The 22,796-nt window shown below is 59.7% G+C and carries 22 protein-coding genes and 3 pseudogenes; 11 read left to right on the forward strand and 14 right to left on the reverse strand.

Features of this window, described 5'->3' with window-relative positions; genetic code table 11:
- The first annotated feature begins 430 nt into the window (after window positions 1-430).
- The gene (locus AB7531_RS16810; protein ID WP_161495740.1) at window positions 431-607 is read left to right on the forward strand and encodes a hypothetical protein; all 177 of its coding nucleotides are present in this window, start codon (window positions 431-433) and stop codon (window positions 605-607) included.
- Between the two features lie 202 nt (window positions 608-809).
- On the opposite strand, the gene AB7531_RS16815 is transcribed toward AB7531_RS16810, so the two are convergent.
- The 8 genes from AB7531_RS16815 to AB7531_RS16850 all read right to left on the reverse strand — a co-directional run bounded on the left by AB7531_RS16815 (window position 810) and on the right by AB7531_RS16850 (window position 8,826).
- Complete coding sequence (locus tag AB7531_RS16815) at window positions 810-1,706, reverse strand: universal stress protein (protein ID WP_063985062.1); 897 nt, start codon at window positions 1,704-1,706, stop codon at window positions 810-812.
- An 800-nt stretch (window positions 1,707-2,506) separates the two neighbouring features.
- Complete coding sequence (mnhG, locus tag AB7531_RS16820; RefSeq protein WP_441279994.1) at window positions 2,507-2,857, reverse strand: monovalent cation/H(+) antiporter subunit G; 351 nt, start codon at window positions 2,855-2,857, stop codon at window positions 2,507-2,509.
- Window positions 2,854-3,135, reverse strand: a complete 282-nt coding sequence (locus AB7531_RS16825; protein ID WP_063985060.1) for a K+/H+ antiporter subunit F — start codon at window positions 3,133-3,135, stop codon at window positions 2,854-2,856. The genes mnhG and AB7531_RS16825 overlap by 4 nt, the downstream gene beginning before the upstream one ends.
- Window positions 3,132-3,620: a Na+/H+ antiporter subunit E gene (locus AB7531_RS16830; RefSeq protein ID WP_063985059.1), complete on the reverse strand. Its 489-nt coding sequence runs from the start codon at window positions 3,618-3,620 to the stop codon at window positions 3,132-3,134. The genes AB7531_RS16825 and AB7531_RS16830 overlap by 4 nt, the downstream gene beginning before the upstream one ends.
- Window positions 3,617-5,248: a monovalent cation/H+ antiporter subunit D gene (locus tag AB7531_RS16835; RefSeq protein ID WP_441279995.1), complete on the reverse strand. Its 1,632-nt coding sequence runs from the start codon at window positions 5,246-5,248 to the stop codon at window positions 3,617-3,619. The genes AB7531_RS16830 and AB7531_RS16835 overlap by 4 nt, the downstream gene beginning before the upstream one ends.
- Window positions 5,245-5,586, reverse strand: a complete 342-nt coding sequence (locus tag AB7531_RS16840) for a Na+/H+ antiporter subunit C (protein ID WP_063985058.1) — start codon at window positions 5,584-5,586, stop codon at window positions 5,245-5,247. The genes AB7531_RS16835 and AB7531_RS16840 overlap by 4 nt, the downstream gene beginning before the upstream one ends.
- A complete protein-coding gene (locus tag AB7531_RS16845) occupies window positions 5,586-8,507 on the reverse strand; it encodes a monovalent cation/H+ antiporter subunit A (RefSeq protein ID WP_441279996.1) in 2,922 nt (973 codons plus the stop codon). Before AB7531_RS16845 ends, AB7531_RS16840 begins: the two co-directional genes overlap by 1 nt.
- Before the next feature lie 163 nt (window positions 8,508-8,670).
- Window positions 8,671-8,826, reverse strand: a complete 156-nt coding sequence (locus AB7531_RS16850; RefSeq protein WP_283016394.1) for a hypothetical protein — start codon at window positions 8,824-8,826, stop codon at window positions 8,671-8,673.
- 479 nt (window positions 8,827-9,305) lie between these two features.
- Here AB7531_RS16850 and AB7531_RS16855 point away from each other — a divergent pair, with 479 nt between their 5' ends.
- The 3 genes and pseudogenes from AB7531_RS16855 (at window position 9,306) to AB7531_RS16865 (ending at window position 11,744) form a co-directional block, all read left to right on the forward strand.
- Complete coding sequence (locus tag AB7531_RS16855) at window positions 9,306-9,797, forward strand: GreA/GreB family elongation factor (RefSeq protein ID WP_063986618.1); 492 nt, start codon at window positions 9,306-9,308, stop codon at window positions 9,795-9,797.
- A 9-nt stretch (window positions 9,798-9,806) separates the two neighbouring features.
- Window positions 9,807-10,220: a nucleoside diphosphate kinase regulator gene (gene rnk, locus AB7531_RS16860; RefSeq protein ID WP_063985056.1), complete on the forward strand. Its 414-nt coding sequence runs from the start codon at window positions 9,807-9,809 to the stop codon at window positions 10,218-10,220.
- 738 nt (window positions 10,221-10,958) lie between these two features.
- Window positions 10,959-11,744, forward strand: a pseudogene (locus AB7531_RS16865) (ABC transporter substrate-binding protein).
- Between the two features lie 103 nt (window positions 11,745-11,847).
- On the opposite strand, the gene AB7531_RS16870 reads toward AB7531_RS16865, so the two are convergent.
- The gene (locus tag AB7531_RS16870) at window positions 11,848-12,282 is read right to left on the reverse strand and encodes a hypothetical protein (protein WP_085398627.1); all 435 of its coding nucleotides are present in this window, start codon (window positions 12,280-12,282) and stop codon (window positions 11,848-11,850) included.
- A 393-nt stretch (window positions 12,283-12,675) separates the two neighbouring features.
- Here AB7531_RS16870 and AB7531_RS16875 point away from each other — a divergent pair.
- A pseudogene (locus AB7531_RS16875) lies at window positions 12,676-12,851 on the forward strand (PRC-barrel domain-containing protein).
- A gap of 414 nt (window positions 12,852-13,265) precedes the next feature.
- On the opposite strand, the gene AB7531_RS16880 reads toward AB7531_RS16875, so the two are convergent.
- Complete coding sequence (locus AB7531_RS16880; protein WP_084795268.1) at window positions 13,266-13,442, reverse strand: DUF2934 domain-containing protein; 177 nt, start codon at window positions 13,440-13,442, stop codon at window positions 13,266-13,268.
- 40 nt (window positions 13,443-13,482) lie between these two features.
- Here AB7531_RS16880 and AB7531_RS16885 point away from each other — a divergent pair, with 40 nt between their 5' ends.
- A complete protein-coding gene (locus AB7531_RS16885; protein ID WP_354114662.1) occupies window positions 13,483-13,791 on the forward strand; it encodes a DUF6894 family protein in 309 nt (102 codons plus the stop codon).
- 448 nt (window positions 13,792-14,239) lie between these two features.
- Here the strand turns inward: AB7531_RS16885 and AB7531_RS16890 are convergent, their stop codons facing one another.
- The gene (locus AB7531_RS16890; RefSeq protein ID WP_354099096.1) at window positions 14,240-15,058 is read right to left on the reverse strand and encodes an alpha/beta fold hydrolase; all 819 of its coding nucleotides are present in this window, start codon (window positions 15,056-15,058) and stop codon (window positions 14,240-14,242) included.
- A gap of 345 nt (window positions 15,059-15,403) precedes the next feature.
- Between AB7531_RS16890 and AB7531_RS16895 the strand changes: the two genes are divergently transcribed.
- The gene (locus AB7531_RS16895) at window positions 15,404-16,081 is read left to right on the forward strand and encodes an alpha/beta fold hydrolase (protein ID WP_283016397.1); all 678 of its coding nucleotides are present in this window, start codon (window positions 15,404-15,406) and stop codon (window positions 16,079-16,081) included.
- A gap of 131 nt (window positions 16,082-16,212) precedes the next feature.
- Here AB7531_RS16895 and AB7531_RS16900 read toward each other — a convergent pair whose 3' ends face one another.
- Window positions 16,213-16,347, reverse strand: coding sequence for a DUF1127 domain-containing protein (locus AB7531_RS16900; RefSeq protein ID WP_371496218.1), 135 nt, complete (start codon window positions 16,345-16,347; stop codon window positions 16,213-16,215).
- 253 nt (window positions 16,348-16,600) lie between these two features.
- On the opposite strand from AB7531_RS16900, the gene AB7531_RS16905 reads away from it, so the two are divergent.
- The 3 genes and pseudogenes from AB7531_RS16905 (at window position 16,601) to AB7531_RS16915 (ending at window position 20,955) form a co-directional block, all read left to right on the forward strand.
- Window positions 16,601-18,166, forward strand: coding sequence for a winged helix-turn-helix domain-containing protein (locus tag AB7531_RS16905; RefSeq protein ID WP_063985051.1), 1,566 nt, complete (start codon window positions 16,601-16,603; stop codon window positions 18,164-18,166).
- Between the two features lie 222 nt (window positions 18,167-18,388).
- Complete coding sequence (locus AB7531_RS16910) at window positions 18,389-19,417, forward strand: IS110 family transposase (protein ID WP_283016398.1); 1,029 nt, start codon at window positions 18,389-18,391, stop codon at window positions 19,415-19,417.
- A gap of 429 nt (window positions 19,418-19,846) precedes the next feature.
- Window positions 19,847-20,955 (forward strand): annotated as a pseudogene (locus AB7531_RS16915) (IS630 family transposase).
- Window positions 20,956-21,029: 74 nt separating this feature from the next.
- On the opposite strand, the gene ligD reads toward AB7531_RS16915, so the two are convergent.
- Both ligD and AB7531_RS16925 read right to left on the reverse strand, forming a co-directional pair.
- Window positions 21,030-21,950 carry a non-homologous end-joining DNA ligase gene (gene ligD / locus AB7531_RS16920; protein WP_441279997.1) on the reverse strand — a complete coding sequence of 307 codons (921 nt, stop codon included), beginning with the start codon at window positions 21,948-21,950 and terminating at the stop codon, window positions 21,030-21,032.
- Between the two features lie 2 nt (window positions 21,951-21,952).
- The gene (locus AB7531_RS16925) at window positions 21,953-22,303 is read right to left on the reverse strand and encodes a hypothetical protein (protein WP_441279998.1); all 351 of its coding nucleotides are present in this window, start codon (window positions 22,301-22,303) and stop codon (window positions 21,953-21,955) included.
- Window positions 22,304-22,410: 107 nt separating this feature from the next.
- Here AB7531_RS16925 and AB7531_RS16930 point away from each other — a divergent pair, with 107 nt between their 5' ends.
- Entirely contained in the window at window positions 22,411-22,641 is a 231-nt protein-coding gene (locus tag AB7531_RS16930) for a hypothetical protein (protein ID WP_283019008.1), read from the forward strand.
- The last annotated feature ends 155 nt before the right edge of the window (window positions 22,642-22,796 follow it).

Here is a 22,796-nt window from a genome sequence, read left to right on the forward strand (position 1 = left end):
GCATTCGACCCGCACCGGCCTATTGCAAATGTTCTGAAGTTACTTCCGCTTTCGGCGGGATGGCCGACATTAGCCGGACTTACCGCTGGCTCGCCCGTGCAGCGATTGACCCGGACCGGACAATTGATCCGCCGGATCTACGTCACCCCGACAGGAATGCCCGATCTTAGGCGCAACAGCGCAGGGCCAGGTACTCGAAGCGTTGCATGCGCTTGCGCAGTGCATCACCAGACTGCAACCTGCCGGTGTAGAGCGCCTCGGCACCACGAACTCCGCATTGGTGCCCCGAGCACTGCGCTGTTGCCTCAAGATCTTTGTTGATTCTAAATCCTCAATTCCGCTCGCTTTAACGTCAACTGTGCGTATTTGGCGCCACAATTCTTTGGTGGCAGACGGCCGGTCACCAAGTGCTAAACGCGGAGATTGAGCAATGCCAAAGCACTACGAAACATCGGAGCAGCGGGAGAAGCGAGAACTCGACGAGGAGCTGGACCGGCAATTGCAGCAAACCTTTCCGGCCAGCGATCCGTTGAAAATCACGCGGGGCTCGACTAAACCACACGCAGCAAAGCCGGCTGCGCGCGACGCTGAACGAAGACGCCGCTAGTCTATCGACCAACCCGGCAGAATGGGAGCCGTTGTTCGCTGAAAGGAGGGGTCGCCGGCCCTGCGAACACGGCTGGCCGACGCCTAGCGCGGGCGGAGACCAAGAGACGGCGTCGATTTCTTGGGGGTCTCTTGCCAGATCGCCGCCGGTTTGCAGGCGGAGCGCGCATGACTCGCTCGCGAGCGATGAGCCGCGGCACGCGTCACGCCTTTGGGGCAGGGGCGATCGGTGGATTTGCTATTGTGCGTTCAGAGCCGCCGGGAGGAACAACGAGAACGTCCACGTTCAACGAACGCAGGACTTCTTCCGTTACGCTCCCGATCAACGCCCGAAGCATGCCAGATCGGCCGTGCGTGCCCATCACCAGCATGTCAGGCCGCCTCTCCGAAACAGCACGGGTGATGACCTGCATAGGCCCGCCCTCGGCGACCTGGAGAAACCATCGTTGCGTGCCGAGCTTGTTCGTCACCAGAAACTTCGTCAGCTCCTCCATTGCCTTTTGACGCTCGCTATCGACATATCCGCTGATTACAGCCCCGCTCGCACCAGAGCTGAGCAATCGCGTTTTCGCCATCGGCGAGAAGGCGTGAAGAATCGTGCCCTCCGCCAAGAGTCCGGTGGACAGGCCCACGCGAATTGCATCGGCCGATGTATCCGACATATCAACTGGCACTAGAGCGCGTTCATAGCGCCGCTGCGCCTCGTTGTTCACCATCAGAACAGGATACCTTCCTCCGCGAATAACACGCTCGATTGTGGTGCCCGTGAAGATATCGCGCAGAAACTGCTTGCGATGGGCTCCCATTACAACGAGATCCGCGTCGGCTGCTGCAGCCGCTCGCAGTATCCCGTCAAAAGGATGGCCCTTGACCACAGTCGGATAGCACTGAACGTTTTGCAGCTCCGGCATGGATACGATCTGCTCAACCAGCACCCGTTGTGCCTCACGCTCTTCGATGCGGACCAGCTCTTTTGGCTGATCATCGTCGACGACATGAACAAGGTGCAGCTTTGCATCAAGGGAGCGCGCTGAGAGGCCGGCCTTCCGCAGAGCGCGGTTGGAGCGCGTCGAGAAATCTGTCGCAGCTACGATGTTCATGTCATAATCCTTGTAATTGCGAACGGCAGCAAGAACGATGGCTTGCCAAGTTCGACCAGCGCGGCAATTCGGTTGCCTTGCGGAGGGCCTATGACGCTGTCGCGTGCCGGCTTCGTTCGTCTAATCCACCAGATTGGCTTGGACCGACGATCTGTAGCCGAGAAGCAACCAAGCATCGCGCCCCGCGAACATCCGGAGCACGATATCTTTCTCGCTCATAAGCAACTGTTGTACGCGGTGACGGAGGTGAACCTCTCAACGTCACCTTTTAGGGTCGTGAGGAATTGGCGGTTGGCGGCGAGCGAATGCCTCGCGGAAACCATCGGGATCTGAAATCCAGATGAACATGACCCATGAGGTCAGGACGAGCAGCGCGAAAAACACTGACATGAGAAACTCCCGGCTTTGGTTGCAGAACTATTGAGGTGCCGTCCCGGACGATGTGGCATCGTCCGGGTTATCGGCGGATCTGCAGCTGGGTCCTATAAATCCGGCGTCGTAGCGTTGTAGTCATCACTGCCTCTGTTTGCCGTACGGCTTGTTTGCGAGCGGCATGTGCATCGCCCTGCGGGGCAGCGAGCTAGAGCCCTCGCGGCCGCGACGTGCACTGAGTTCGGGGCTGATTGCCTCCGATCAGGCGGCCAATCTGCAAAGACTTCGGCGAACTCGTTTACTACTCAGCATCATACATCATGCACTTAGAGGTGGCCATGCGATGCAGGAAATCAAATGCGACATTTAGCCTGGATTGGCCGACTCGCCGGTCAAGGAACCTGCTGCAAGAAATCGCGCGTCTCGCGCTAATTGCCCTCTGGTCCGCGAACCTGCGCACTCTTTTCGGCAGTATCGCGAAATCGCGCTGCGCCCACCAATACGGTCAAGGCAACAGGCGTGGTTACCACGCCAAGCCCGATGATTAGGATTTCGTGCAGCACTGGCCTGCTCTGAAGTACCGAAAAGCAAACGATTGAAGCAGCTGCAATGAATACGGTGCCCAGCGTTGTCCCGAGCGTCGGCGCGTGGACCCGCTCGTAGAATGTGCCGAGCCGCAAAAGGCCCAGCGAACCGACCAGTGTGACGGCGGCGCCAACAAGCAGGAGAAATGCCGTGAGAGCCGCAGCCCAGGGCGGCAGGTGTTCGATGCCGTTCATTCCATCACCTCGCCGCGCAGCAGAAACTTCGCCAGCGCAACCGTACCAACAAAACCGAAGAGGGCCATGGCCAGGGCCGCTTCGAAATAGAGCGTTTCGCCGGATCGAATCCCGAACGTCAGAAGCAACAACATCGCGTTCACGGACAACGTGTCGAAGCCCAAAACGCGATCCTGTGCCCGCGGCCCGCGAAAGATGCGGACCACGCCACAGCCGATAGCCAACACCAGAAGTACCTGCGCGGCGGAAAGCGCGTAGATCAGCAAGAGCTGGCTCATTCGAATATCTCCAGCAGATGGCGTTCGTAGCGCTGCTTGATCGTGCGGATCCACTCGGCTTCATCGACCAGGTCCAGAACATGGATCATCAACAAACCCTTCTGTGCATCGAAGTTCACCCACAGCGTTCCGGGGCTCGAGGTAATGATGCAGGCCAGCAACGCCAGTCCGTAGGGATTGCGCATATCGAGCGGAACGTTCACGAATCCGGATTTTCGCTGTCGGCGCCCAAAACCGAGAATGATCCGGCCAACCGCCAAGTTGGAGCGGATGATATCAATCGCCACCAATCCCAGCAGGCGTAGAAGGACGCCGGGTCGCCTGACGCGCGTGCTTGGTAACTCCAGTACGGTGAGAAACCGCCCGCCGACGAGCGCAATCACACAACCGAGGAGGACATGTCCGATCGTGACTGCCTGATTGAGCAGTAGCCACAATGCGAGCAGACAGAAGCTCATCCGCGGAAAGGGCAGGAATCGCGTCATTTGCCGCCCGCCTTTCGACTGCCTTGGGCGCTGATCTCCAGGACGTCGCTGACGTAGCCCGCCGGCGCGTGCAGCGATTGCGCCGTTGCCTGCATGAAACGCATCACCGGACCGGCGAGCACTGTCTGGGCCGCGCAAATGATCAACAGGAACATGATGGGCGCCATCTCGATCAAGCGCACACGCGGCACGGCGCGATCTGGCGAGGCCCAGAAGGAGCGTATGCCTGCTCGGGTCAGCGCGACCAACGCCGCGAAACTGGATACGAGGAGCGCCAACAGGAGCGCCCATCCACTGCCAGGAACGGCACCGCCCGGATGCATGTCTGCAGGACGAAGCGCCGCCGTCAGCAGCGCGAATTTGGCTATGAACCCCGACAGCGGCGGGAGCCCGGCGATGACTAGCGCGCACCCCATAAAGGCGACGCCGAGCAACCCCATCGTGGCCACAATGGCCATGCCGACCTCCTCTTCCGTATCGTCCGCGTCATCATCTTCTCCATAAGCTTCCCGGGTGACGGCGATCACATCAGCTCCGGGTTCGCGGCCGCGCTCGATGAGTTCGGCCAGAAGGAAGAACGCGCTGATGCCGAGAGTCGAGCTAACCAGGTAAAACAGTGCTCCACCGGTGACACTGACTTGTCCGGTCCCTGTGGCTGCCAGTACGGTTCCGGAGGATACCAGCACCGAAAAGCCGCCGAGACGGGCGGTGTCCTGGGATGCCAGTGTGCCGATTGCTCCGAATGCGATCGTCGCCAACCCGCCCCACAACAGCCAGTCACTACCGAAGCCCGCTGACGCGCCGCTGGCCTCACCAAAAAGCAACAGCGATAGACGCAGGATGATATACGCGCCGACCTTGGTCATGATCGCAAAGATCGACGCCACCGGTGGACTCGCGGCTGCGTAGGCCGTCGGCAGCCAGAAACACAGGGGCCACATGCCTGCCTTGAGCAGGAAGGCCACCGCCAGCATGCCGGCGCCTGCTTCGAGCAAACCGCGGCTCTCCGCAGCGATTGTAGGTATCCGCGCCGAGAGGTCCGCCATATTGAGCGTCCCGGTGACGCCATAGATCAGGCTGACCCCGATCAGGAACAACAGCGACGCGACCAGATTGACGACGATGTAGTGCAACCCAGCTTTCACCCGTGCGAGACCGGAACCATGCAGCAGAAGGCCGTACGAAGCGGCCAGCAATAACTCGAAGAAGACAAACAGGTTGAAGAGATCGCCGGTCAGGAAGGCACCATTGAGGCCCATCAACAGAAACTGAAAGAGCGGATGGAAATGCGCGCCTGTCCGGTGCCAACGGGCAAGAGAGAACACAACCGACGCCAACGCCAGGATGCTGGTCAGGAGCAGCATGAGCGCGGAGAGCCGATCGAGAACGAGGACAATTCCGAAAGGAGCGGGCCAATCGCCCAGGCGATAGACTTCCCTGATTCCGGGGTGACCCGAATCAGACATTCCGAGCAAGATCATCGCGACGCAAACGAGTGCAACCGTTGCGGCGACATTGACGGATGCCACTATGTTGCGGTGCCGCTCTCCATTCAAGAGCAGCATGCCTGCACCGGCAAGCAGGGGCAGGACGATGGGCGCAACGACCAGATTTGCGATTCCGCTCACGCCTCGGGCTCCTGACCGTCGACGTGATCGGTGCGAGCCAGGCCGCGCGACGCGAGGAGAACGACAAGGAACAGCGCCGTCGTCGCAAAACTGATGACGATTGCAGTCAATACGAGCGCCTGTGGTAGCGGGTCAGCATGTTTCATTGCATCCCCGATCTCCTTTGCGATCAGCACCGGCGCTCCCGTCCGCGCCCGCCCCATGGCCACGATGAAGAGGTTGACGGCGTAAGAGAGCAACGAAAGCCCGATGATGACTTGAAACGTGCGCGGCCTGAGGACCAGCCACACGCCGGACGCCGCAAGCGCACCTATGCCGATGGCCAGGCTAAGCTCCATTACACCAACTCCTCTTTCGGTCGCTCACCGGGCCCGCGTTGCCCCGCCTGGAGCGGCACGCCGTAGCGACGCAGCGATTGATGCGCGATTGCGATGAGCATCAAGACCGTGGCGCCGACGACGAGCGAGAACACACCGATATCGAAGAGAAGAGCGCTGGCCGTGGGGACGCGACCGAGCAGAGGCAATTCGGCATATGCAAAGTACGAGGTCAGGAAGGGCTGTCCGAAAACGCAGGCGGCAGCTCCCGCACACCCTGCCAGCAAGAGGCCGAAACCCATCCAACGCACCGGCATGACGTGAAGACGAGCTTCCACCCAAACCGTGCCGCGAGCCATATATTGCAGGATGAACGCTGTCGCCATTGCGATGCCGGCGACGAAGCCGCCGCCCGGAAGGTCGTGCCCGCGCAATAGAAGGAAAATGGCCACGACGCCGATCACGGGAAACAGCAGCCCCATCATCAATGCCGCGGTAGCAAGCGTGTCCTTGGCAGTGTCGCCCTTCTGTCGATCGGGATGAGCCTCGTCGTGGGTATCCTGGGCATGCTGCTGTTCGGGAACGGGAATGCTTTCGGGGGCCGGACGGAAACGGCGCAAAAGCGCGAAGACGGTCAGTGCGACGACCGCAAGCACCGTGATCTCGCCGAGCGTATCGAACCCGCGGAAATCAACCAGGATGACGTTCACCACATTGGTTCCGCCACCCTTCGTGTATGCGTTTTCCACGAAGTATCGTGAAATGCTGTGATTATCCGGGAGCTGCATAGCTGCCAGAGCGAGGGTGGCCAAACCGAGCCCGGCGAGGAGCGCGATGGAGAAGTCGCGAGCGCGGTGCCACCGAATGCTGCCGCGTGCCTCGTCCGGGCTTGATTGAGCAATGCGTTTTGGCAGCCACCGCAAGCCGAGCAATAGGAGAACCGTCGTAACCGTCTCAACGACGATCTGCGTCAGCGCGACATCGGGAGCGGACAGCCAGACGAAGCTGACGCAGGTGACGAGGCCCGCGGTCCCGAGCAGTATCAGCGCGACCACCCGATGAAATTTGGCCTGGACCGCGGCTCCTACCGCGCAACCGACGCCCACCACCCAGAGTGATCCGAAGACGAGGTCGAATTCACGCCCTGATGGTCCCGTCAGCGAGAGGCCGCGGGCGTACAGGGGTAGCAGGGCAGCGACGAACGCCACGCCAGCCAAGATTCGCAATTGTGGTTGGAGGTGTCTCGTCCCGAGATTGGTGGCGAGCCATCGCGCAAGGCGCCAGGACAACGTCACCAACACCCAGTCAAAGATCCGCTTACCGTTGATGCGACCGAGCAACGGCGGTCCCTCGTGCACGAGCAGGTAGGAGCGCAGCATGACGTAGACGCCCAACCCCCCGACCATCGCTACTATGCTCATCAGAAGTTCGGGCGTAATTCCGTGCCAGAGACGAAGGCTGTACTCCGGCATCGCGGAGCCGAGAACCGCCCGAGCAGCCGTATCGAGGATCGGCGCTACGGTGAGAGCCGGCGCGACGCCGACGACGAGGCATGCCAGCACGAGCAGTTCGGCCGGAAGTCGCATCAACAGGGGCGGCTCATGTGGAACGCGTGGCAAGCCGGTTGGAGCCGGGCCGAAGAACACGTCGCGAATAAAGCGCAGTGAATAGGCAACCGTGAACGTGCTGGCGAGAGTGACGATGTACGGCAGCGCCTGATCGACGAGGGAATTGTCATGGACCTCGATCGTCTCGGCAAAAAACATCTCCTTCGACAGAAAACCGTTCAGCAACGGCACTCCCGCCATTGCCGCGGCAGCCACCATGGCCAGCGTCGCCGTAATCGGCATGAAGGCCCATAGCCCGCTAAGGCGGCGGATGTCGCGCGTGCCGGTTTCGTGATCGATGATGCCGGCCGCCATGAACAGCGATGCCTTAAAGGTCGCGTGGTTCATGATATGGAAAATCGCCGCGATCTGCCCGAATGGGGTATCGAGTCCGGTCAAAAGCGTGATCAGTCCGAGATGGCTGATCGTCGAGTAGGCCAGTAGCCCCTTCAGATCCTGCTGGAACACGGCGAGAAACGCGCCCAGAAAAAACGTGATCAGGCCGATCGAGCCCACCAGCCACAGCCATTCATTCGTTCCACCCATTGCCGGCCAGAGCCGCACCAGAAGGAACACTCCGGCTTTCACCATTGTTGCCGAATGGAGATAAGCGGAAACGGGAGTTGGAGCGGCCATCGCGTGCGGCAGCCAGAAATGAAACGGGAATTGCGCGCTTTTGGTCAGAGCGCCGAGAAGGATCAGAACGAGTGCGGGGACATAAAGCGCGTGCGAACGGATCACGTTGCCGGAAGCCAGCACCTGCTCCAGGTCATAGCTGCCGACGATGTGCCCGATCAGCAGCACGCCAGCGAAGAGGCAAAGCCCGCCCGTCGACGTGATCACCAGCGCCATGCGCGCGCCGTCTCTCGCAGCCGCGTTGTGGTGCCAGTAACTGATCAGCAGGAATGAAAAGAGACTGGTCAGCTCCCAGAAAAAAACAAGTTGCAGCAGGTTGCCGGAGAGCACGATTCCAAGCATTGCCCCCATGAAGGCGAGCAGGAGGGAGAAAAACCGCGGAACGGGATCACTGGGTGACATGTAGTAGCGGGCATACAGCACCACCAGAAAGCCGATGCCGGTGATCAGCATGGCGAAGGCCCATGCGAACCCGTCAAGCCTCAGCACAAATGCGAGTCCAAGTTCAGCGACCCAGTCCGTTCGCCACCCGACAACGCGGCCATTCGTCACGTTCGGATAAGCCGCGCCGATGAGGCAAAAAGCTGTAAGTGCGATCGATCCAGCGAGCCATGCTTCAGCGTTGCGTGCATTGACCCGCAAGAGTGCCGCAATAAAGCTTCCTGCGAAAGGAAGGACGAGAACGGCAAGCAGGAACATTTGCGTTCATTGCCCCAGGCTGCGAGGTGGAGAGATGCTTCGCTGATCCTCAATTGCTTAGCCGAGGCGGATCGATATCTCCACTGCTAGATTTAGCGCCATTGTGATTGGTTTGACCCGGAAACCGCCATTCTGGCGGACACTGGCTCCGCAATCGAGCGGTTCAGATCCAGTGTGGAAGCGTGCCAGTCGCAGCGGCGACGACGGCCGCGAGAGCGCCGAGCAACGCGTAGAATCCGCAGAGCGCGATCACCTGCCAGCCACTCATCTCGACCGGCTCGGTGTCCTCAGCTGGGCTGACTTCGGAGCGGTATCGCATGTCATGGCGCCCGTTCAGTGTTCCATCGCAGGTGCAAGCGATCGACGCCGACTATAACAATGGCTCTGTAGAACTACGGCTCACATTCACGTCAAACCGCCCAGGCCTACCGGTGAAGCGACAAGAGTGATCGCCTGCAGCAACGCCAGCCTGGCCATCCCACGCGATGTAATCTTTCGACGCATGTTCTTACGCAGCCAGGCAGTCCCGCGTGATTGTCCGCCCCTCTCACTCCAACGACGTCCCTTTGTCCCCTCTCGATACTTCGCGTGCACAGGTGCTGTGCGGTTTCGTCGCAATGTTTCCAGGGAAATGAACTACTATAGTCAGAGCATCATGGCTTATGTCATCGACATTGATGCGCGCACCGCGCGTTTTGCTCTTCACGCCGGCCGCCTCCAAGCAGGCGGTTAGCCGGACGGTGTTCGCGCCGTCCGGGCTCTTTTCCAGCTTTCGTGACCTCCACTCGAGAGGTCGTCTTGAAGCAGAAGGAGTGTGCCGTGCTGCCTCTTCCAAAAATCGCGCTGACCGCATCAGACTATCCGCGGCTCGAACAGCTCGCCCGCCTCGCCGTCCAAAAAGGAGATTTGGACGGGATATTCCTCATGGGCGAAATCAACCGCGCCGATATCGTCCCGGACGAAGCGGACAACGTCCGTCCGTTCGTGACGATCGGATCATGGGTCACTCATTGCACGAATTGGGGCGTTCCGCGTCGCACCGTGCAATTGGTCTGGCCCGAGGAGTGCTGGTCGGATCCCGCCTCCATTTCGGTGTTGACCCCGCTGGGTGCGGCTTTGATCGGACTGCAGGTCGGCGATCAGATGCCGTACTTTGTCGCCGGATGTCTGAATGTCGTCAGGGTCCAAAGCCTGACCCCATCGGATTCAAAGGTCGTCCCACTCTTCCGGAGAGGGACGAGGCGGTCAGGCAACCAGTTCGATGACGACCCCGGACCAACTGCAGCATAGGAGCGATCAATGCGCAATTTCGAAGCTGAGAGCCTGCGAGAACAGCCGGTGTTGCCGCCGATCAAGATCACTGAGGACGAATCGCGGCGTCTCAGTTCTTTGGCCAATTCGAGCATGGATCTGTTTCCGCGAGTCGCCCATTTTCTGGCTCGAGAAATGGAACGTGCCACGGTGACGGACGAGAACAACTTGCGAGGTGTGATCAGGATGGGGTCGAAAGTAACCTATCGCGATGACGAAACGGGTGCGAGCCGAGAGATCGTGCTGGTCTATCCGCATGAGGCAAACATCGAACTCAATCGGATCTCGGTCCTGACGCCTGTTGGAGCGGCCTTGATCGGCCTATCGCCGGGGCAGCGGATCGAATTCGAGACACCCCACAAGCGCACCAGGGGCCTGACCGTTCTCGCTGTTTCCGAATAAGGGCTGTACGTTAAGTCAGATCGAGCCTCGCCGTCTTGCGATGTGGGCGCGCCGTCTAGGAGGGCGTCGCGTCTGGATCGCGGGCCCTCTCTCGGGCGGACCCGCTCCCTGAAGACATGACGAAACTCGATGCGCAATGGGATGCTGCGATCAACGATCCGAATTTCGACGCCTTGCTGCCAATGTATGCCGCCGACGCCAGTCTAATGCCACCCGGCGCAGCGCCTCTGGACCTACGGCGATACGCGACTTCTTTGCCAAAAGAGGCACGAGCGTCAGAAATCACAAGCTTGAGCTTGTAGAGACTTTGCAGATGGGAGACTACGCTTACCTCGCTATTCAAAGCTTCATTTGGTAAAGGGCGAGGAAACGACCATGCTGTCCGGCGGTACCGTTCAGCTTTATGCGCACCAATCCAACGGCGAATGGAAGATTAAGTCCGTATTTTTGTTCGGGAATAGTCAAGGCGCATTTGATATCTAGCAGCATTCTTGAGCGACCCGTTCTGGTCTGCGGCTCGAATACTTCGAGCGAGAGGCATTTGCATGACGGACCTGCGGTCGTTGATTGAAAATCCTAGCCGGTGCCACGCTCCTCGGCGTCGCGCGCAGGGCCAGCGCACAAAAAGTCAAATCATTCACCATTGCCTACCTCGCCTACTTGCAGGTGAGGATCGTAGCTTCGTGCGGAATTTTTTTGCGCCGTCTCGATCAGCTTGATTAACGTGACGGAAAAAACCTGCAGTTCGTCTATCGCTCGGCAGAAGGCCGGCCGGAACTCTTGCGAGGCCTTGCGTCCGACCTCATTCGGATGAAGCCTGACGCGCTTGTCACCGGATTTGGCACGGTTGCCGCCACGGCGGGCAAGGCAGCCAGAAGCGGCATCCCCGTTGTACTCATGGCTGTGGGCGATCCTGCCGGCGCCGAGGTCGTTGCAAGTCTCGCCCGGCCCGGCGGTAACGTCACCGGACTGTCGGACCTAGCCGCATATAGGGCATCCGGGCTTCAGCTGTTGCGCGAGATCGTCCCTGCCGCCTCGTTGATTGCCGCGGTCTTGAACCCGGGCACGCCGTACGCGGCCCTCGCCTACAGGGAACTCGAGACCGCAGCGCATGTCGGGAGAATAGAGTTACGGGTCTTGTGCGCTCGCCCGAGGAGATCGCGCCGCAGCTCGAGGCCAGCAAGGTTGCAGGAGCCGGGGCCTTGCGATCCTCGAGGACCGCCTCACGTTTAGTAGCGGACCGAAATCGCCGCGGCCGCCTCCCGCCTGCATTCGCCCGCTCTCTACGGCTACCGCGAGTTCGCGGAGGCAGGCGGCCTTATGTCCTACGGCACCGATCATGGCGAGCAATGGCGGCGCGGCGCGGAGATCATCGACCTCATTCTCAAAGGCGGGAAGCCGGCAGACATCCCCGTCGAGCGGCCGACCACGTTCGAGCTTGTCGTCAAACTCAAGACGGCTAAGGCCTCAAACATTGTGGTGCCGTCAACGATCCTGAGTCGTGCCGACAGGATCATCGAATGAGCGTCGCCACTTCCGAAATTGGCCTAAATGCGAAGTGCACGATGTCCGCTATTTAGTCGCTATCGGGGTAAAAGCGGACGTCGCACACAATCCGCGGGCGGTATTACTGCGCTAGAAATCTGAATGCGACAACCAGCGCCACCATGCTCGCGAAAATCAGCAGCGCCGCGAGGGTTTTTCGGGTCATTGGCCTCGTCGAACGGCGCGCAGCCGATTCACGGGGTTGAGATCTAGGCGGTCTCTGGGACCGCACGACTTTGCCCTCTGTCGTTGGCGTCCGAGCCTTTGGTTCCGGCGCTGCGCCCACGCCTCCCATCTCGCTGTAATAAGCGCTGTAGACCTCGCGAACGGCTAGGGCCGTGGATTCGGCCTCGCTCATTGTCTCGAGCCGAGTTCGATAGTTAGTCAGAAAGCTTTGGGCGCTGGACGGCAGGTCATCGAAACCACCGAGCTTGGCCATCATTAGCCAGGTGGCAAAATCCGCCTCAGCCTTCGTGCGCGCTTTCTTGGCGATACTGGCGCTGGAACCGGAGGACATGGTGGTCCGATTGGTTGGAATCCGGCCGCGAGGCTGTTCGTCGACACCATCCGCGCGGCAGGAAGGGCAATTGGCAATCCAGTCACAGTAATGACAGCGCGGGAGAGTTCAAACGCGAACCTTACCAACCAGTCGGTTCCTGGCCCAGGTTGAAGCGGAGTGAGCAGGCTGGCTAGGGTAGGGGCTCACCTCTGCTGATGCCCCAACGTGCTTTCATTGAACAGAAAATTTCTGTTTAACTCCTATGAGCAACATGCTGCGATGCGCGCGCCGGCAGCCATCTGGCACCCGAAGGAACCCTGCTCAGCTTCCTAAGGTTTGCATGCACAGTCGCTCTGATGCGTTGGAGACAGCTGAGGCAATGCCCCGAGCCAAGCGCACGCCGCCGCTAGTCTGTGGGAGTATCACAAAGCCGAGACGGAATTGATCGGCAAGGCCGTGGTGCTGACGGATGAAAAGGCAGGGACTGTCGAGGAATTGTGCTTGGACGAAGCGCACGTTTGCGTCTTTCCGTCGCTGGCCGTCCCGGGAAGTGGCCCGTCTCAACGATTAAGCTCCTAGAGCGATAGAACTTCACCGCGCGTATAATGATCTGATGTTATCGGCTAATCGAAGCGACTCGCCCAGTCTCCGATGAATGCCGAGTTGGGGCGGCTCTGGACCGTCCCCCTCTGGTGCTCGACCGCGCCGGCTTTCTGGTCGAGCAGTCCGCCCTCAGCCCGCACATCTTCGACGAGGCAGGCCAATGACCATCGCCCTGATCGCCGCCGCCTGCTGGATCGGGCTGAACGTCCTCGCTGTGGGGGCCGGCGGTCGCTGGCGCAAGAGGCGAGCGCGTGAGCGTTCACGAGATCATATGGTAAGCCACCGCCGCGGCCCTGGTCTGCACAGCTGCTGCCTACGGCATCGGCTGGGGCTACGTGCTGATCCGGCTGTACATCGCATACAGGTAGAGGCCGCTGTCTTAACAATGACTGCGAAGGTCAGCTAGCCGCCAGGTTGGGCAAGTAGGAAGGCACGTCGCCCTGCTTTTTGCGCTCGGCGATAAGCTCCTTCTCAGCCTCGTACCAGAAAGTGTCCATCTGCCTTGCTGGTTGGCCCGCCTTTTCCCAAAGGAGGTAAGCTCGATTCCTGATGTCTTGCTCGGTCATACCCGTCATGTGAGAGATCTCCCTTTCCGGGAAAACGTAGGGCGAGGTGTTGAAGTTCCTGCACGGAGTGAACCCGCGATGCGACGCGGCAACCCATGAAACTAAAGTTTCGCAGCATTTTCTGGTCATGCCGAGATACTTCTTTCATATCAAGCACGTGCGTGGCGAGATCGACCACCAGGATGAGGAACTTCCTGACAAGCATGCGGTGTGGAACGAGGCCACTGTGACAGCCCGTCAGATGCTCCAAGGCATTGATGGGAAGCTGACGCCGGCCCGAGACTGGCAGATGGAAGTGACGGACGAGTTTCAGACCACGCTTTACGTCCTGCGCATTCAAGCTGAAGTGCCAAAGTGAGGCCCAGAGACCCGCCTTTCCACACGATTTGCTGGCGTTTTGTGGGTATGATCCTGACCTGCGTAGTTCGCGCACCGCCTGCTTCGGGGGCGTCGCTGCTAAGACATGAACCGGCCTGAGCTCGGCACGCCCCGCCTAGAAAAGCTCGAGGTCGGCCCCCGGCCAAATCCCGGCGTTGCCCAGGAGCGTCCCACATACGGTCCCGACCTGAGCGGTTTGCCCGTCGTATTCGTTTGCGGGGTCGGCGTGCCATTCAGCCTCTACGAGACCGGGCGCGTGCTTTGGTGGATCATCTCGCCGAAGCCGGCACAGCAATGCACGGATGGATGACCGCTTCTGAAGGAAAAGCAGACTACGCAGGCAATTTGAGCATTTCGCCTTTTGGACCCATGGCGGACATAACGCACTCCGGCGTGATGTCTTCCCCTACGTTGCGGGGAGGTCGATCTTACGCGGCTTGCAGTATCAACTCGCTCACGCGGTCTGGTGCATCGAGCATGGCCATGTGCCCAAAATCCGGCAGTTCGAATGTGGCCCAAGACTTGTCGCTCTTGCAGTCTGCCAGTGCCTTGTCAAAGGGCGGCTGTGGAAATTTTGGGAGCCGGATGTATGTCTTCTTCGCCACCTTTTGGAGCGCCCCGGAAACCTTGATCTGCTGGAGATAGGTGCCGACTGGATGCGGAGTAACCTTAGACTCGGCGAATGCCCGATCGCGTTCGGCAACAACACTGGCCGGATAATGCGCCGATCCGCGAACGCCCGCCTCGCCCTTGTCGATGGCCATTTGTATGCCTTTGCGGACCGGCTCGGCTGCGTAGTCCGCCACCCTTTGTCCGTCGGCCGGAATGTAGGCATCAAGCCATACAACCGATGAGACGCGATCGCCGATGCTTTCGAGTGCACCCGAGCCTACAAAGCCTGCATAGGACCAAGCCACGAGGCAGACGTTCTCGAGACTTTCCCATTTGATCAGGTTGACGACGTCGGCAATGTGGGTGTCCAGATCGACATCCTTGCTCAGCAAATGCGAGCGCTCGGCTAAACCCGTGAGTGACGGAGCGAACACTTTATGGCCGTCCTGTTCGAGCCGGTCAGTGACCCGGCGCCATATCCAGCCACCGCAAAAAGCCCCGCTGACAAAGACAAAGGTCTTTCGCGCCGATTGCGCGCGGGCGGCACCGACCGCCCCTGGGGTCGCTGCTGCCGCGAGACCGCCGGCTGCAGCACTGCGCAGGATGCGACGGCGGGTAATTCCACCATTCGTCATGACAAAATTCCTATGGTTTGAGGAAGATCGGGACCGAAGCGGATTGCAACCTTGGAGGATATCCGCGCGTCGGTTCGCGGCCAAGGCCTGCTCGTGGCCCGTTTGAGACGTGCCCACTATCCTGAGAATGTCCGTTCACCGGGGGGTAGACCGGAAGTCGTCGTGCTCCGGCCAAACCGACGCGAATGACCCCACCCAGACATCCGTCTGAATGAGGGATCAGGGTGCCATCGCTGACAAAACAATCTGTGATGCCGTCGGTCCAGCTCATTCCAAGCCGTCTTATAGGGAGGCAGCCCATCAAAGTGCGGCTTACGAGCGGTCTTAAGAAAAGGAGGACTCAATATGGCAACATTCATCCTTGTTCCCGGGGCAGGCGGCATGGCTTGGTATTGGCACCGTGTGGCCCCGCTTATTCACGCGTCAGGGCACGAACCCGTGGCGGTTGACCTCCCTGGCGACGACAGGCACGCCGGTCTTGCAGCGTATGCTGACATCGTCGTCCGCTCGATCGCGGAACGAGCCGATGTTATTCTGGTCGCTCAGTCGCTTGCAGGCTTCACGGCACCCCTCGTTTGCGCACGTGCGCACGTGCGGATGGTGGTGTTTGTCAACGCGATGATCCCAGAGCCGGGCGAGACCGCTGGCGTATGGTGGGGCGCAACAGGAGCAGTAGAGGCGCGGGAACAAGCTGCGGCGGTGCGTGGCTATACGGCGGAATTCGACGTGGAAACGTACTTTCTGCACGACGTGGCGCAGGAGGTGCTGCGCGCTGGCCCTGAAAAGCCTCGCGAGGAAGCCGAGACCATTTTCGGCGAGCCCTGTCTTTTCGAGCGTTGGCCTGACATCCCAATTCATGTTCTTGCGGGAAAAGATGACCGCTTTTTCCCAATCGAATTTCAACGGCGTGTCGCGCGCGAAAGGCTCGGAAAGGAGGTGGCAGAAATTCCCGGTGGCCATCTTGTTGCGTTGTCGAATGCGGAGGGACTGGCCGAATGCCTTGTTGCCTATGAGAAGGGTTGATTGCGGGCCAGCTTTGCTAAATGAGTCTAGGTCGGCTCATGGCCCTTCAGCGACCTCGGGAGACGTCCGCTTTCCCCGCCGCATCTGGTCGTGGCAAATTCAGGCCCCCACCATTACCAGACATCGAACGTTCATTCGGCAGATCGGATGCCTCGCGGATCGATACCTCGGTTCGAGGCGACGTAATCGATCTCGCCGCGCGTAGTACCGATATCCATTAGCTCCCTGTCACTTAGGTCGCACAAGGTGGCTCGTAACCTCGCCACTGTTGAAATGCATCCCAATATATTTCGAGAGGGCTGTAGACTTGCCGCTTTGCGGCTGCCTGTCTCGGCTCGGTGGCCCCGTGGACCGTGCTCATTGCGATGTGTCCAGGCTGGACTGTTTCACGAGCCGAGGATACCGGGCGATGCGCTGGCGCGCTTAACATCCGGCTTACTTTTTCCTCCCCGGCGGCTTATTCTTTGCGCCTGCAACCGGCAACAGAAGCCGTTGGAGGCAACGTAGGGAAATAGCAACGTGCGCTACCTCTTCGAGGAGTACGCATTCGACACTGACCGCCGGGAGCTACATCGCGGAGCGAACGTCGTGGCCATCGCGCCCCAGGTATTCGACCTGCTCGACTACCTGCTCCGCAATAGGGAGCGCGTCGTTAGTAAAGACGACCTCATCAAGGCCATTTGGGACGGGCGTATCGTCTCCGATGCAGCGCTGACGACCCGCGTGAACGTCGCCCGGAGCGCGATCGGCGATTCCGGCGAGGAACAGCGCCTGATCAAAACACTGCCAAGGAAGGGCTTTCGCTTCGTTGGCCCGGTGCGGGAAGCGCAGAGGCCCTTAAGCGTGGCGGTGACCGAAATCCCGGCGGAACAGCCGAAACCCGTCCTGCCACTCCCCGATAAGCCCTCGCTCGCCGTTCTCCCCTTTACCAACCTGAGCTCCGACCCGGAGCAGGAGTATTTCGCCGACGGCATGGTCGAGGACATCATTACCGGCCTGTCGCGGTCCAAGTCGCTTTTTGTCATCGCGCGACACTCCACCTTTACTTACAAAGGCAAGGCCGTCGACATCAAGCAGGTCGGGCGTGAACTTGGCGTTCGCTATGTGCTCGAAGGCAGTGTGCGCAAAGCCGGCAATCGAGTCCGCATTACCGGGCAGTTGATCTACGCTACGACAGGAGCACATCTTTGGGCGGACCGGTTCGACAGTCAACTCGAAGATATTTTCGACCTGCAGGATCAAGTAACGAGCTGCGTGATTGGCGCAATCTTTCCTCAATTGGAGCGCGCCGAAATCGAGCGCGCGAAACGCAAGCCGACTGGAAGCCTTGAGGCCTACGACTATTATCTTCGCGCGCTATCAAGCTTTTACCAATTCACCCGCGAACAGAATATTGAAGCGGTTAGACTGAGCCAGGCCGCCAACGTGATCGATCCCGAATTCGCCGCAGCATACGCCCTTGGCGCTTATTCCTATCTGCAAAGAAAGTTCTTCGGCTGGAGAAGCGATGCTGCACAGGAGTGTGTTGAAGCCAGGCGACTCGTAATGCGGGCAATTGAGCTCGATAAGGACGATCCAACGGTGCTGGCGAGGACCGGACAGGTGATCTCTGAATTATTGGGTGAGGTCGAGGAGGGCGCAGCCCTCCTCTCACGGGCGATAAATCTAGATCCAAATCTCGTCATCGCACGGTATTCGCGCGGCGGAGAACACCTTATGCTCGGCGAATTAGACGCGGCGCTCGAACAATATGAAATCGCGGTGCGTTTAAGTCCGCTGGATCCATTAATATTTTTTGCCCAGACCGGGATAGCATATGCTCATTTTATGGCGGGTCGGTATGACGACGGTTCATCTTGGGCAAGGTCTGCTGTCCTGCAGCGGCCAAATTATGTGAACGCACAATTTATTCTGGCGGCATGCCTTTCGATGTCTGGACGGGTTGAGGAAGCACGAGTCGTCTTTGCGCGCCTACTGCAACTGAAGCCGGTCCTACGTATTTCCAGAATCAAAACAAGATTTCGCAGGGCGGAAGATATCGAAAGATTGTCGCAAGCTTGCCGGATGGCGGGCCTACCGGAATGAGCCGCGCCGCCTCGCAGTCCAGTCCCGCTGTCGACGCACGGATTGTTCCCGTCTCGTCAGCGCTGATAAGGTCGACGCTGATTGGATGAGACACTCGGGACGTGAAGTCATCGAGCGACCCGGCGACTTCCGGTTTTGATGCTGTGGACGGCTCCTCCACCGGCACGAGAGTGCCAAGGAGTGGGCGCCGTCTGAGGCTCCCACGATTCGGAGGAGCAGCCTATGCAGTCATTTTCGACAGTCGGCCTGGATATCGCGAAGTCGGTCTTTCAAGTGCATGGCGTTGATGCAGCCGGCCAGGTGGTCGTACGCCGTCAGTTGCGGCGCCGGCACGTCCTGGCGTTTTTCCAGAAGGTGCCACCATGTCTTATAGGGATCGAGGCTTGCGCATCATCGCACCATTGGTCCCGCGAACTGCAGGCGTTGGGGCATACGGTGCTATTGATGCCTCCGGCCTATGTGAAGCCCTACGTCAAGCGGCAGAAGAACGACAGCACCGACGCGGAGGCGATTTGCGAGGCGGTCACGCGACCCAATATGCGGTTCGTGCCGACCAAGACGGTCGAGCAACAGAGCTGTCTGATGCTTCACCGGGCGCGCCATCTCTTCATCCGCCAGCAGACGGCCGTGATCAACTCAATCCGCGCCTATCTCGCCGAGTTCGGGATTGTCGCCCCTGTCGGGCGCAGGGGTGTCGAGCAACTGCTGGAAGTCGTCGCCGATATAGCCGACCGCCGGCTCCCCGAGGTGGCCCGTGCGTGTCTTGCTGCTCTCGGCAGTCAATTGCGGGCATTGAAGGCCCAAATCCTGGAGTTCGACCGACGCATCATCGCCTGGCATCGATCAAGCGCGACGAGCAAACGGGACGCGATCCCCGGCGTCGGGCCGGCGTTGGCAACAGCCTTGGTCGCCAGCATTGCGGATCCCAAGGCTTTCCGATCGGGACGGGACTTCTCGGCCTGGGTGGGGCTCGTGCCGAAGCAGAACTCGAGCGGGGGCAAGGACAAGCTTGGCAGTATCAGCAAGCAAGGCGATCGCTATCTGCGCAGCCTGTTCACGGCTGGCGCGCTCGCCGTCATCCGCTATGCCAAGATCCATGGCACCGATCATCGGCCCTGGCTCACTCGATTGTTGGCCCGGCGCCCCACCAAGGTTGCCGCTATCGCACTCGCCAACAAACTCGCCCGGATGGCTTGGGCGATGATGGCCAGGAACGAACGCTACAAGGAACCCGCCGCCCTCGCGGCGTGAATGAGATCACACGGGAAAGCCCGGCGTGACGTAACGGTTGGGAAGGCGAACAGCACGTAATGCAGTGCCGGTCGATCCGGCGATCAGGACAACCCACATGGGCCACAGCATCGTCGAATGCGAGGTATTGACCGGGACCTGATCTGCGGAGGGCATTATGGCCAGCGGTCATGTGAACCGCGCAAACAGGCCGAACACATGGCTGTCCGACCAATGCTGTGACGTGAAGATTCTTCTTGCCAACCTGGAGCCGTCCACACATGGCCCATCGCGTCATTTCGCTGCGCTACGGAATTTGGTCGCTATCGGAGCATAGCGGACTCTGGCAAGCCGTCCGCCCGGCAGATTTATGGGTTCACGGCCTAGTCATCTGGAACGCAAGTTCGCCACATTAGTTGATAGCTCGAATCTCTACAGAGGAGAGAGCTCGTGGCGAATGCAGGTGAACGAGGCCGGCCGATCGCGCCGTTGGTGCTTAGTCCGCAGGAGCGGGCGTACTTGGAGAGGCAAGTTCGTCGTCATCGCGTTGCCCGATCGCTATCTGAGCGCTGCCGCGCGATCCTGCGGTGTGCGGATGGCTTGCCAAGCAAGCCGTGGCTGCCGAACTCGGCCTCCACGAACACACCGTTGGCAAGTGGCGTCGCCGATTTTTGAAGGATCGCTGTGATGGCCTGCTTGACGAGGCCCGCCCTGGCCGCCCTCGAACCATCAACGACGACCAGGTTGCTGAGGTAATTGAGCGGACATTGCGTACAACGCCACCCGACGCGACGCACTGGTCGATCCGCTCAATGGCTGGGGAAACTGGCTTTTCCCACACCACGATCCGCCGAATGTGGATGGCGTTCGGCCTGCAGCCGCACCACAGCCAGACATTCAAGCTGTCGAGCGACCCGCTGTTCGTCGACAAGGTCCGCGATATCGTCGGCCTTTACCTGTCCCCACCGAACCGAGCCCTTGTCCTCAGTATCGATGAGAAAAGCCAGATCCAGGCCCTGGATCGCGAGCAGCCGGTCCTGCCGATGATGCCGGGCGTACCGGAACGGCGCACGCACAGTTATGTGCGGCATGGTACGACCTCGCTGTTTGCCGCGCTCGATGTCGCCTCGGGGTTCGTCATCGGCAAATGCTATAAGCGGCACCGGGCAGTCGAGTTCTTGAAGTTTTTAAAAGGGATCGATGCTCAAGTTCCTGAAGGCCTCGATGTCCATCTCGTCATGGACAACTACGCCACCCACAAAACACCTAAGATCAAAGCGTGGCTCGCCCGTCGGCCGCACTATCATGTCCACTTCACGCCGACTTCCGCGTCATGGATCAATCAGGTCGAGCGCTGGTTCGCTGAACTCACCAGAAAACAGATCCAGCGAGGTGTTCACACCTCCGTCAGGCAGCTCGAGGCCGACATCCGTACCTTCATCGACCTGCACAACAGAAAACCGAAGCCATTCAAATGGACCAAGTCCGCAGACCAGATTTTGGCTTCCGTCAAACGCTTCTGCTATAAAGCTCAGCGGACTTTATGTGGCGAACTTTAGATTCACGTGACCTAGCAAAGCCGGTTTTGGTTTCAAGAGGAGGCTGAAAAAAAATTGTCACCGATCGCCCGACGTTACAGGTCCTCGCGCCACCCCTTGAAGAACGGATGCCGCACCTTCCCCTCGGCCGACTTCGCTCGGTACTCAATCTCAGCAAATAGCTTCGGTTCGACCCAGATGCCTTTGTGCGCTATCCGCTTCGCGTAGGGCTGTGTCTTCCGGACCAGCGGCTCGAGGCGCCGCCGCAGCTCGGCCGCCGACGTCTTGTCGAAGCCATGGTCGACCTTGCCAGCGTAAACCAGGTCAGAACCCTTTCGCCGAGCAAGGTATATGCCGTCCCATTTGCCGTCGTCGAGCGCGAAGCCGGCGATGGTGAGTGTCTCGCGCTGGGCGCAGGTTTTCTTGACCCAATTATTGGTGCGGCCGACCGGGTAGGCGCTGTCGCGCACCTTGGAGACGACGCCTTCGAGCCCGATCTTGCAGGCATGGGCAAACATCTCGTTCCCGTCGATCTCGAAACTCGCGCTGAACTGAACGTCGGTGCCGGCAATGATCTTCTTCAGCTCCGCCTTGCGCTGAAACAGCGGTAACTTCCGGATGTCCCTGCCGTTGAGGTAGAGCAAGTCGAAAGCGACCAGAACGATCTTCGTTGACTTGCCTTTGAGCTCATTCTGCAAGACCGAGAAGTCCGTCGTGCCGTCGGTGGCAGGTACGACAATCTCTCCGTCGATGATGGCCGAGCTCGCCTTGACGTGCCAGGCGTCATCGGAAACCTTCTTGAAACGCTTGGTCCAGTCGTGGCCGCGCCGTGTGAAGACCTTGACGGCTTCGTTGGCGAGGTGGACTTGCACGCGGTAGCCGTCGAACTTGATTTCGTGAATCCATCGCTCGCCGGATGGCACGCGGTCGGTCGCGGAGGCGAGAGCCGGCACGACGAAGCCGGGCAGGGGCCCCTTGACACCGAGCGCTTCCGGCTTTTTCCGCTGGAAGGCCATGGTTACACGAGGCGCAGGCTGAACTGCCGCGCATCTTGAGGCGCGTAGCGATCGACGAACTCCTGAAGATGCGAGGGGACGTCGTTCAGTTGGAGATTACAGCGATGTTGAATTTCGCGTGCGACATCCTCTGACACATCTTCGGACCAGCGCTCCGACGTGTTGAAGGCGACCACCTTGATAGGGCGCTTGTACTGGCCCGCCATCAGGTCTTGAATGACCGTCTCCAGGTCGGCCGCTTCCATGTCCGTCTCGCGCCAAGCGCTGCCGGCGCGGCCAAAATCGTCCGCGACCAGATAAACGGTCGGCTCATCGGCCGGAATAATGGACGGGGTCCACCGGGACTGACGCATAATACGCAACTCCACAAAGAACCGGGATTCAATTTGACGGGGCCCGATTCGTTCCAGAAACTGTGAACAGGGGCGCCAGAGAGGCAAAGCAATATCGGGAGGACGAAATGGCGGTCAACAAGCCCACCGGCGACAACGCTCGCAAAGGTGCGGTCAAGAAGCGTTCGCAGGCGAAGGCGACATTGGGTGGAGCTTCCGCCTTCACTAAGCGCGACAAGGCGTCCGGCGAATTCATGGGCGTCAAGAAGCCCGCGAAGGGCAAGAAGGCTGCAAAGAAATTTAAGGGCGTGCGGCTTGAGAAGAAAGCTACCAAAAAGAAAAAGGCAAAGAAGAGCTAGGCGGCTCTTCACGTGCGCCCTGATCTGGACGTTCGCTCAATCCTGATCTCAACATAGCCCGTCAGAGTAACGCGAGCGGACAACGAGTTGCCGGGAGGAATTACCCGAACCCACCCTTCTTCAGGATTTGCCGCAGTGTATTCGATCTGCTCCGC

The organism is Bradyrhizobium sp. 63_E2_N1_3 (genome assembly GCF_052076005.1).
GTDB lineage: Bacteria > Pseudomonadota > Alphaproteobacteria > Rhizobiales > Xanthobacteraceae > Bradyrhizobium > Bradyrhizobium barranii.

Coding starts and splice junctions, on each gene's coding strand:
- AB7531_RS16810 (WP_161495740.1), top strand. CDS start 431: ATGCCAAAGCACTACGAAACATCGGAGCAGCGGGAGAAGCGAGAACTC.
- AB7531_RS16815 (WP_063985062.1), bottom strand. CDS start 1,706: ATGAACATCGTAGCTGCGACAGATTTCTCGACGCGCTCCAACCGCGCT.
- mnhG (WP_441279994.1), bottom strand. CDS start 2,857: ATGAACGGCATCGAACACCTGCCGCCCTGGGCTGCGGCTCTCACGGCA.
- AB7531_RS16825 (WP_063985060.1), bottom strand. CDS start 3,135: ATGAGCCAGCTCTTGCTGATCTACGCGCTTTCCGCCGCGCAGGTACTT.
- AB7531_RS16830 (WP_063985059.1), bottom strand. CDS start 3,620: ATGACGCGATTCCTGCCCTTTCCGCGGATGAGCTTCTGTCTGCTCGCA.
- AB7531_RS16840 (WP_063985058.1), bottom strand. CDS start 5,586: ATGGAGCTTAGCCTGGCCATCGGCATAGGTGCGCTTGCGGCGTCCGGC.
- AB7531_RS16845 (WP_441279996.1), bottom strand. CDS start 8,507: ATGTTCCTGCTTGCCGTTCTCGTCCTTCCTTTCGCAGGAAGCTTTATT.
- AB7531_RS16850 (WP_283016394.1), bottom strand. CDS start 8,826: ATGCGATACCGCTCCGAAGTCAGCCCAGCTGAGGACACCGAGCCGGTC.
- rnk (WP_063985056.1), top strand. CDS start 9,807: ATGCGCAATTTCGAAGCTGAGAGCCTGCGAGAACAGCCGGTGTTGCCG.
- AB7531_RS16870 (WP_085398627.1), bottom strand. CDS start 12,282: ATGTCCTCCGGTTCCAGCGCCAGTATCGCCAAGAAAGCGCGCACGAAG.
- AB7531_RS16880 (WP_084795268.1), bottom strand. CDS start 13,442: ATGACGGGTATGACCGAGCAAGACATCAGGAATCGAGCTTACCTCCTT.
- AB7531_RS16890 (WP_354099096.1), bottom strand. CDS start 15,058: ATGACGAATGGTGGAATTACCCGCCGTCGCATCCTGCGCAGTGCTGCA.
- AB7531_RS16895 (WP_283016397.1), top strand. CDS start 15,404: ATGGCAACATTCATCCTTGTTCCCGGGGCAGGCGGCATGGCTTGGTAT.
- AB7531_RS16910 (WP_283016398.1), top strand. CDS start 18,389: ATGCAGTCATTTTCGACAGTCGGCCTGGATATCGCGAAGTCGGTCTTT.
- ligD (WP_441279997.1), bottom strand. CDS start 21,950: ATGGCCTTCCAGCGGAAAAAGCCGGAAGCGCTCGGTGTCAAGGGGCCC.
- AB7531_RS16925 (WP_441279998.1), bottom strand. CDS start 22,303: ATGCGTCAGTCCCGGTGGACCCCGTCCATTATTCCGGCCGATGAGCCG.
- AB7531_RS16930 (WP_283019008.1), top strand. CDS start 22,411: ATGGCGGTCAACAAGCCCACCGGCGACAACGCTCGCAAAGGTGCGGTC.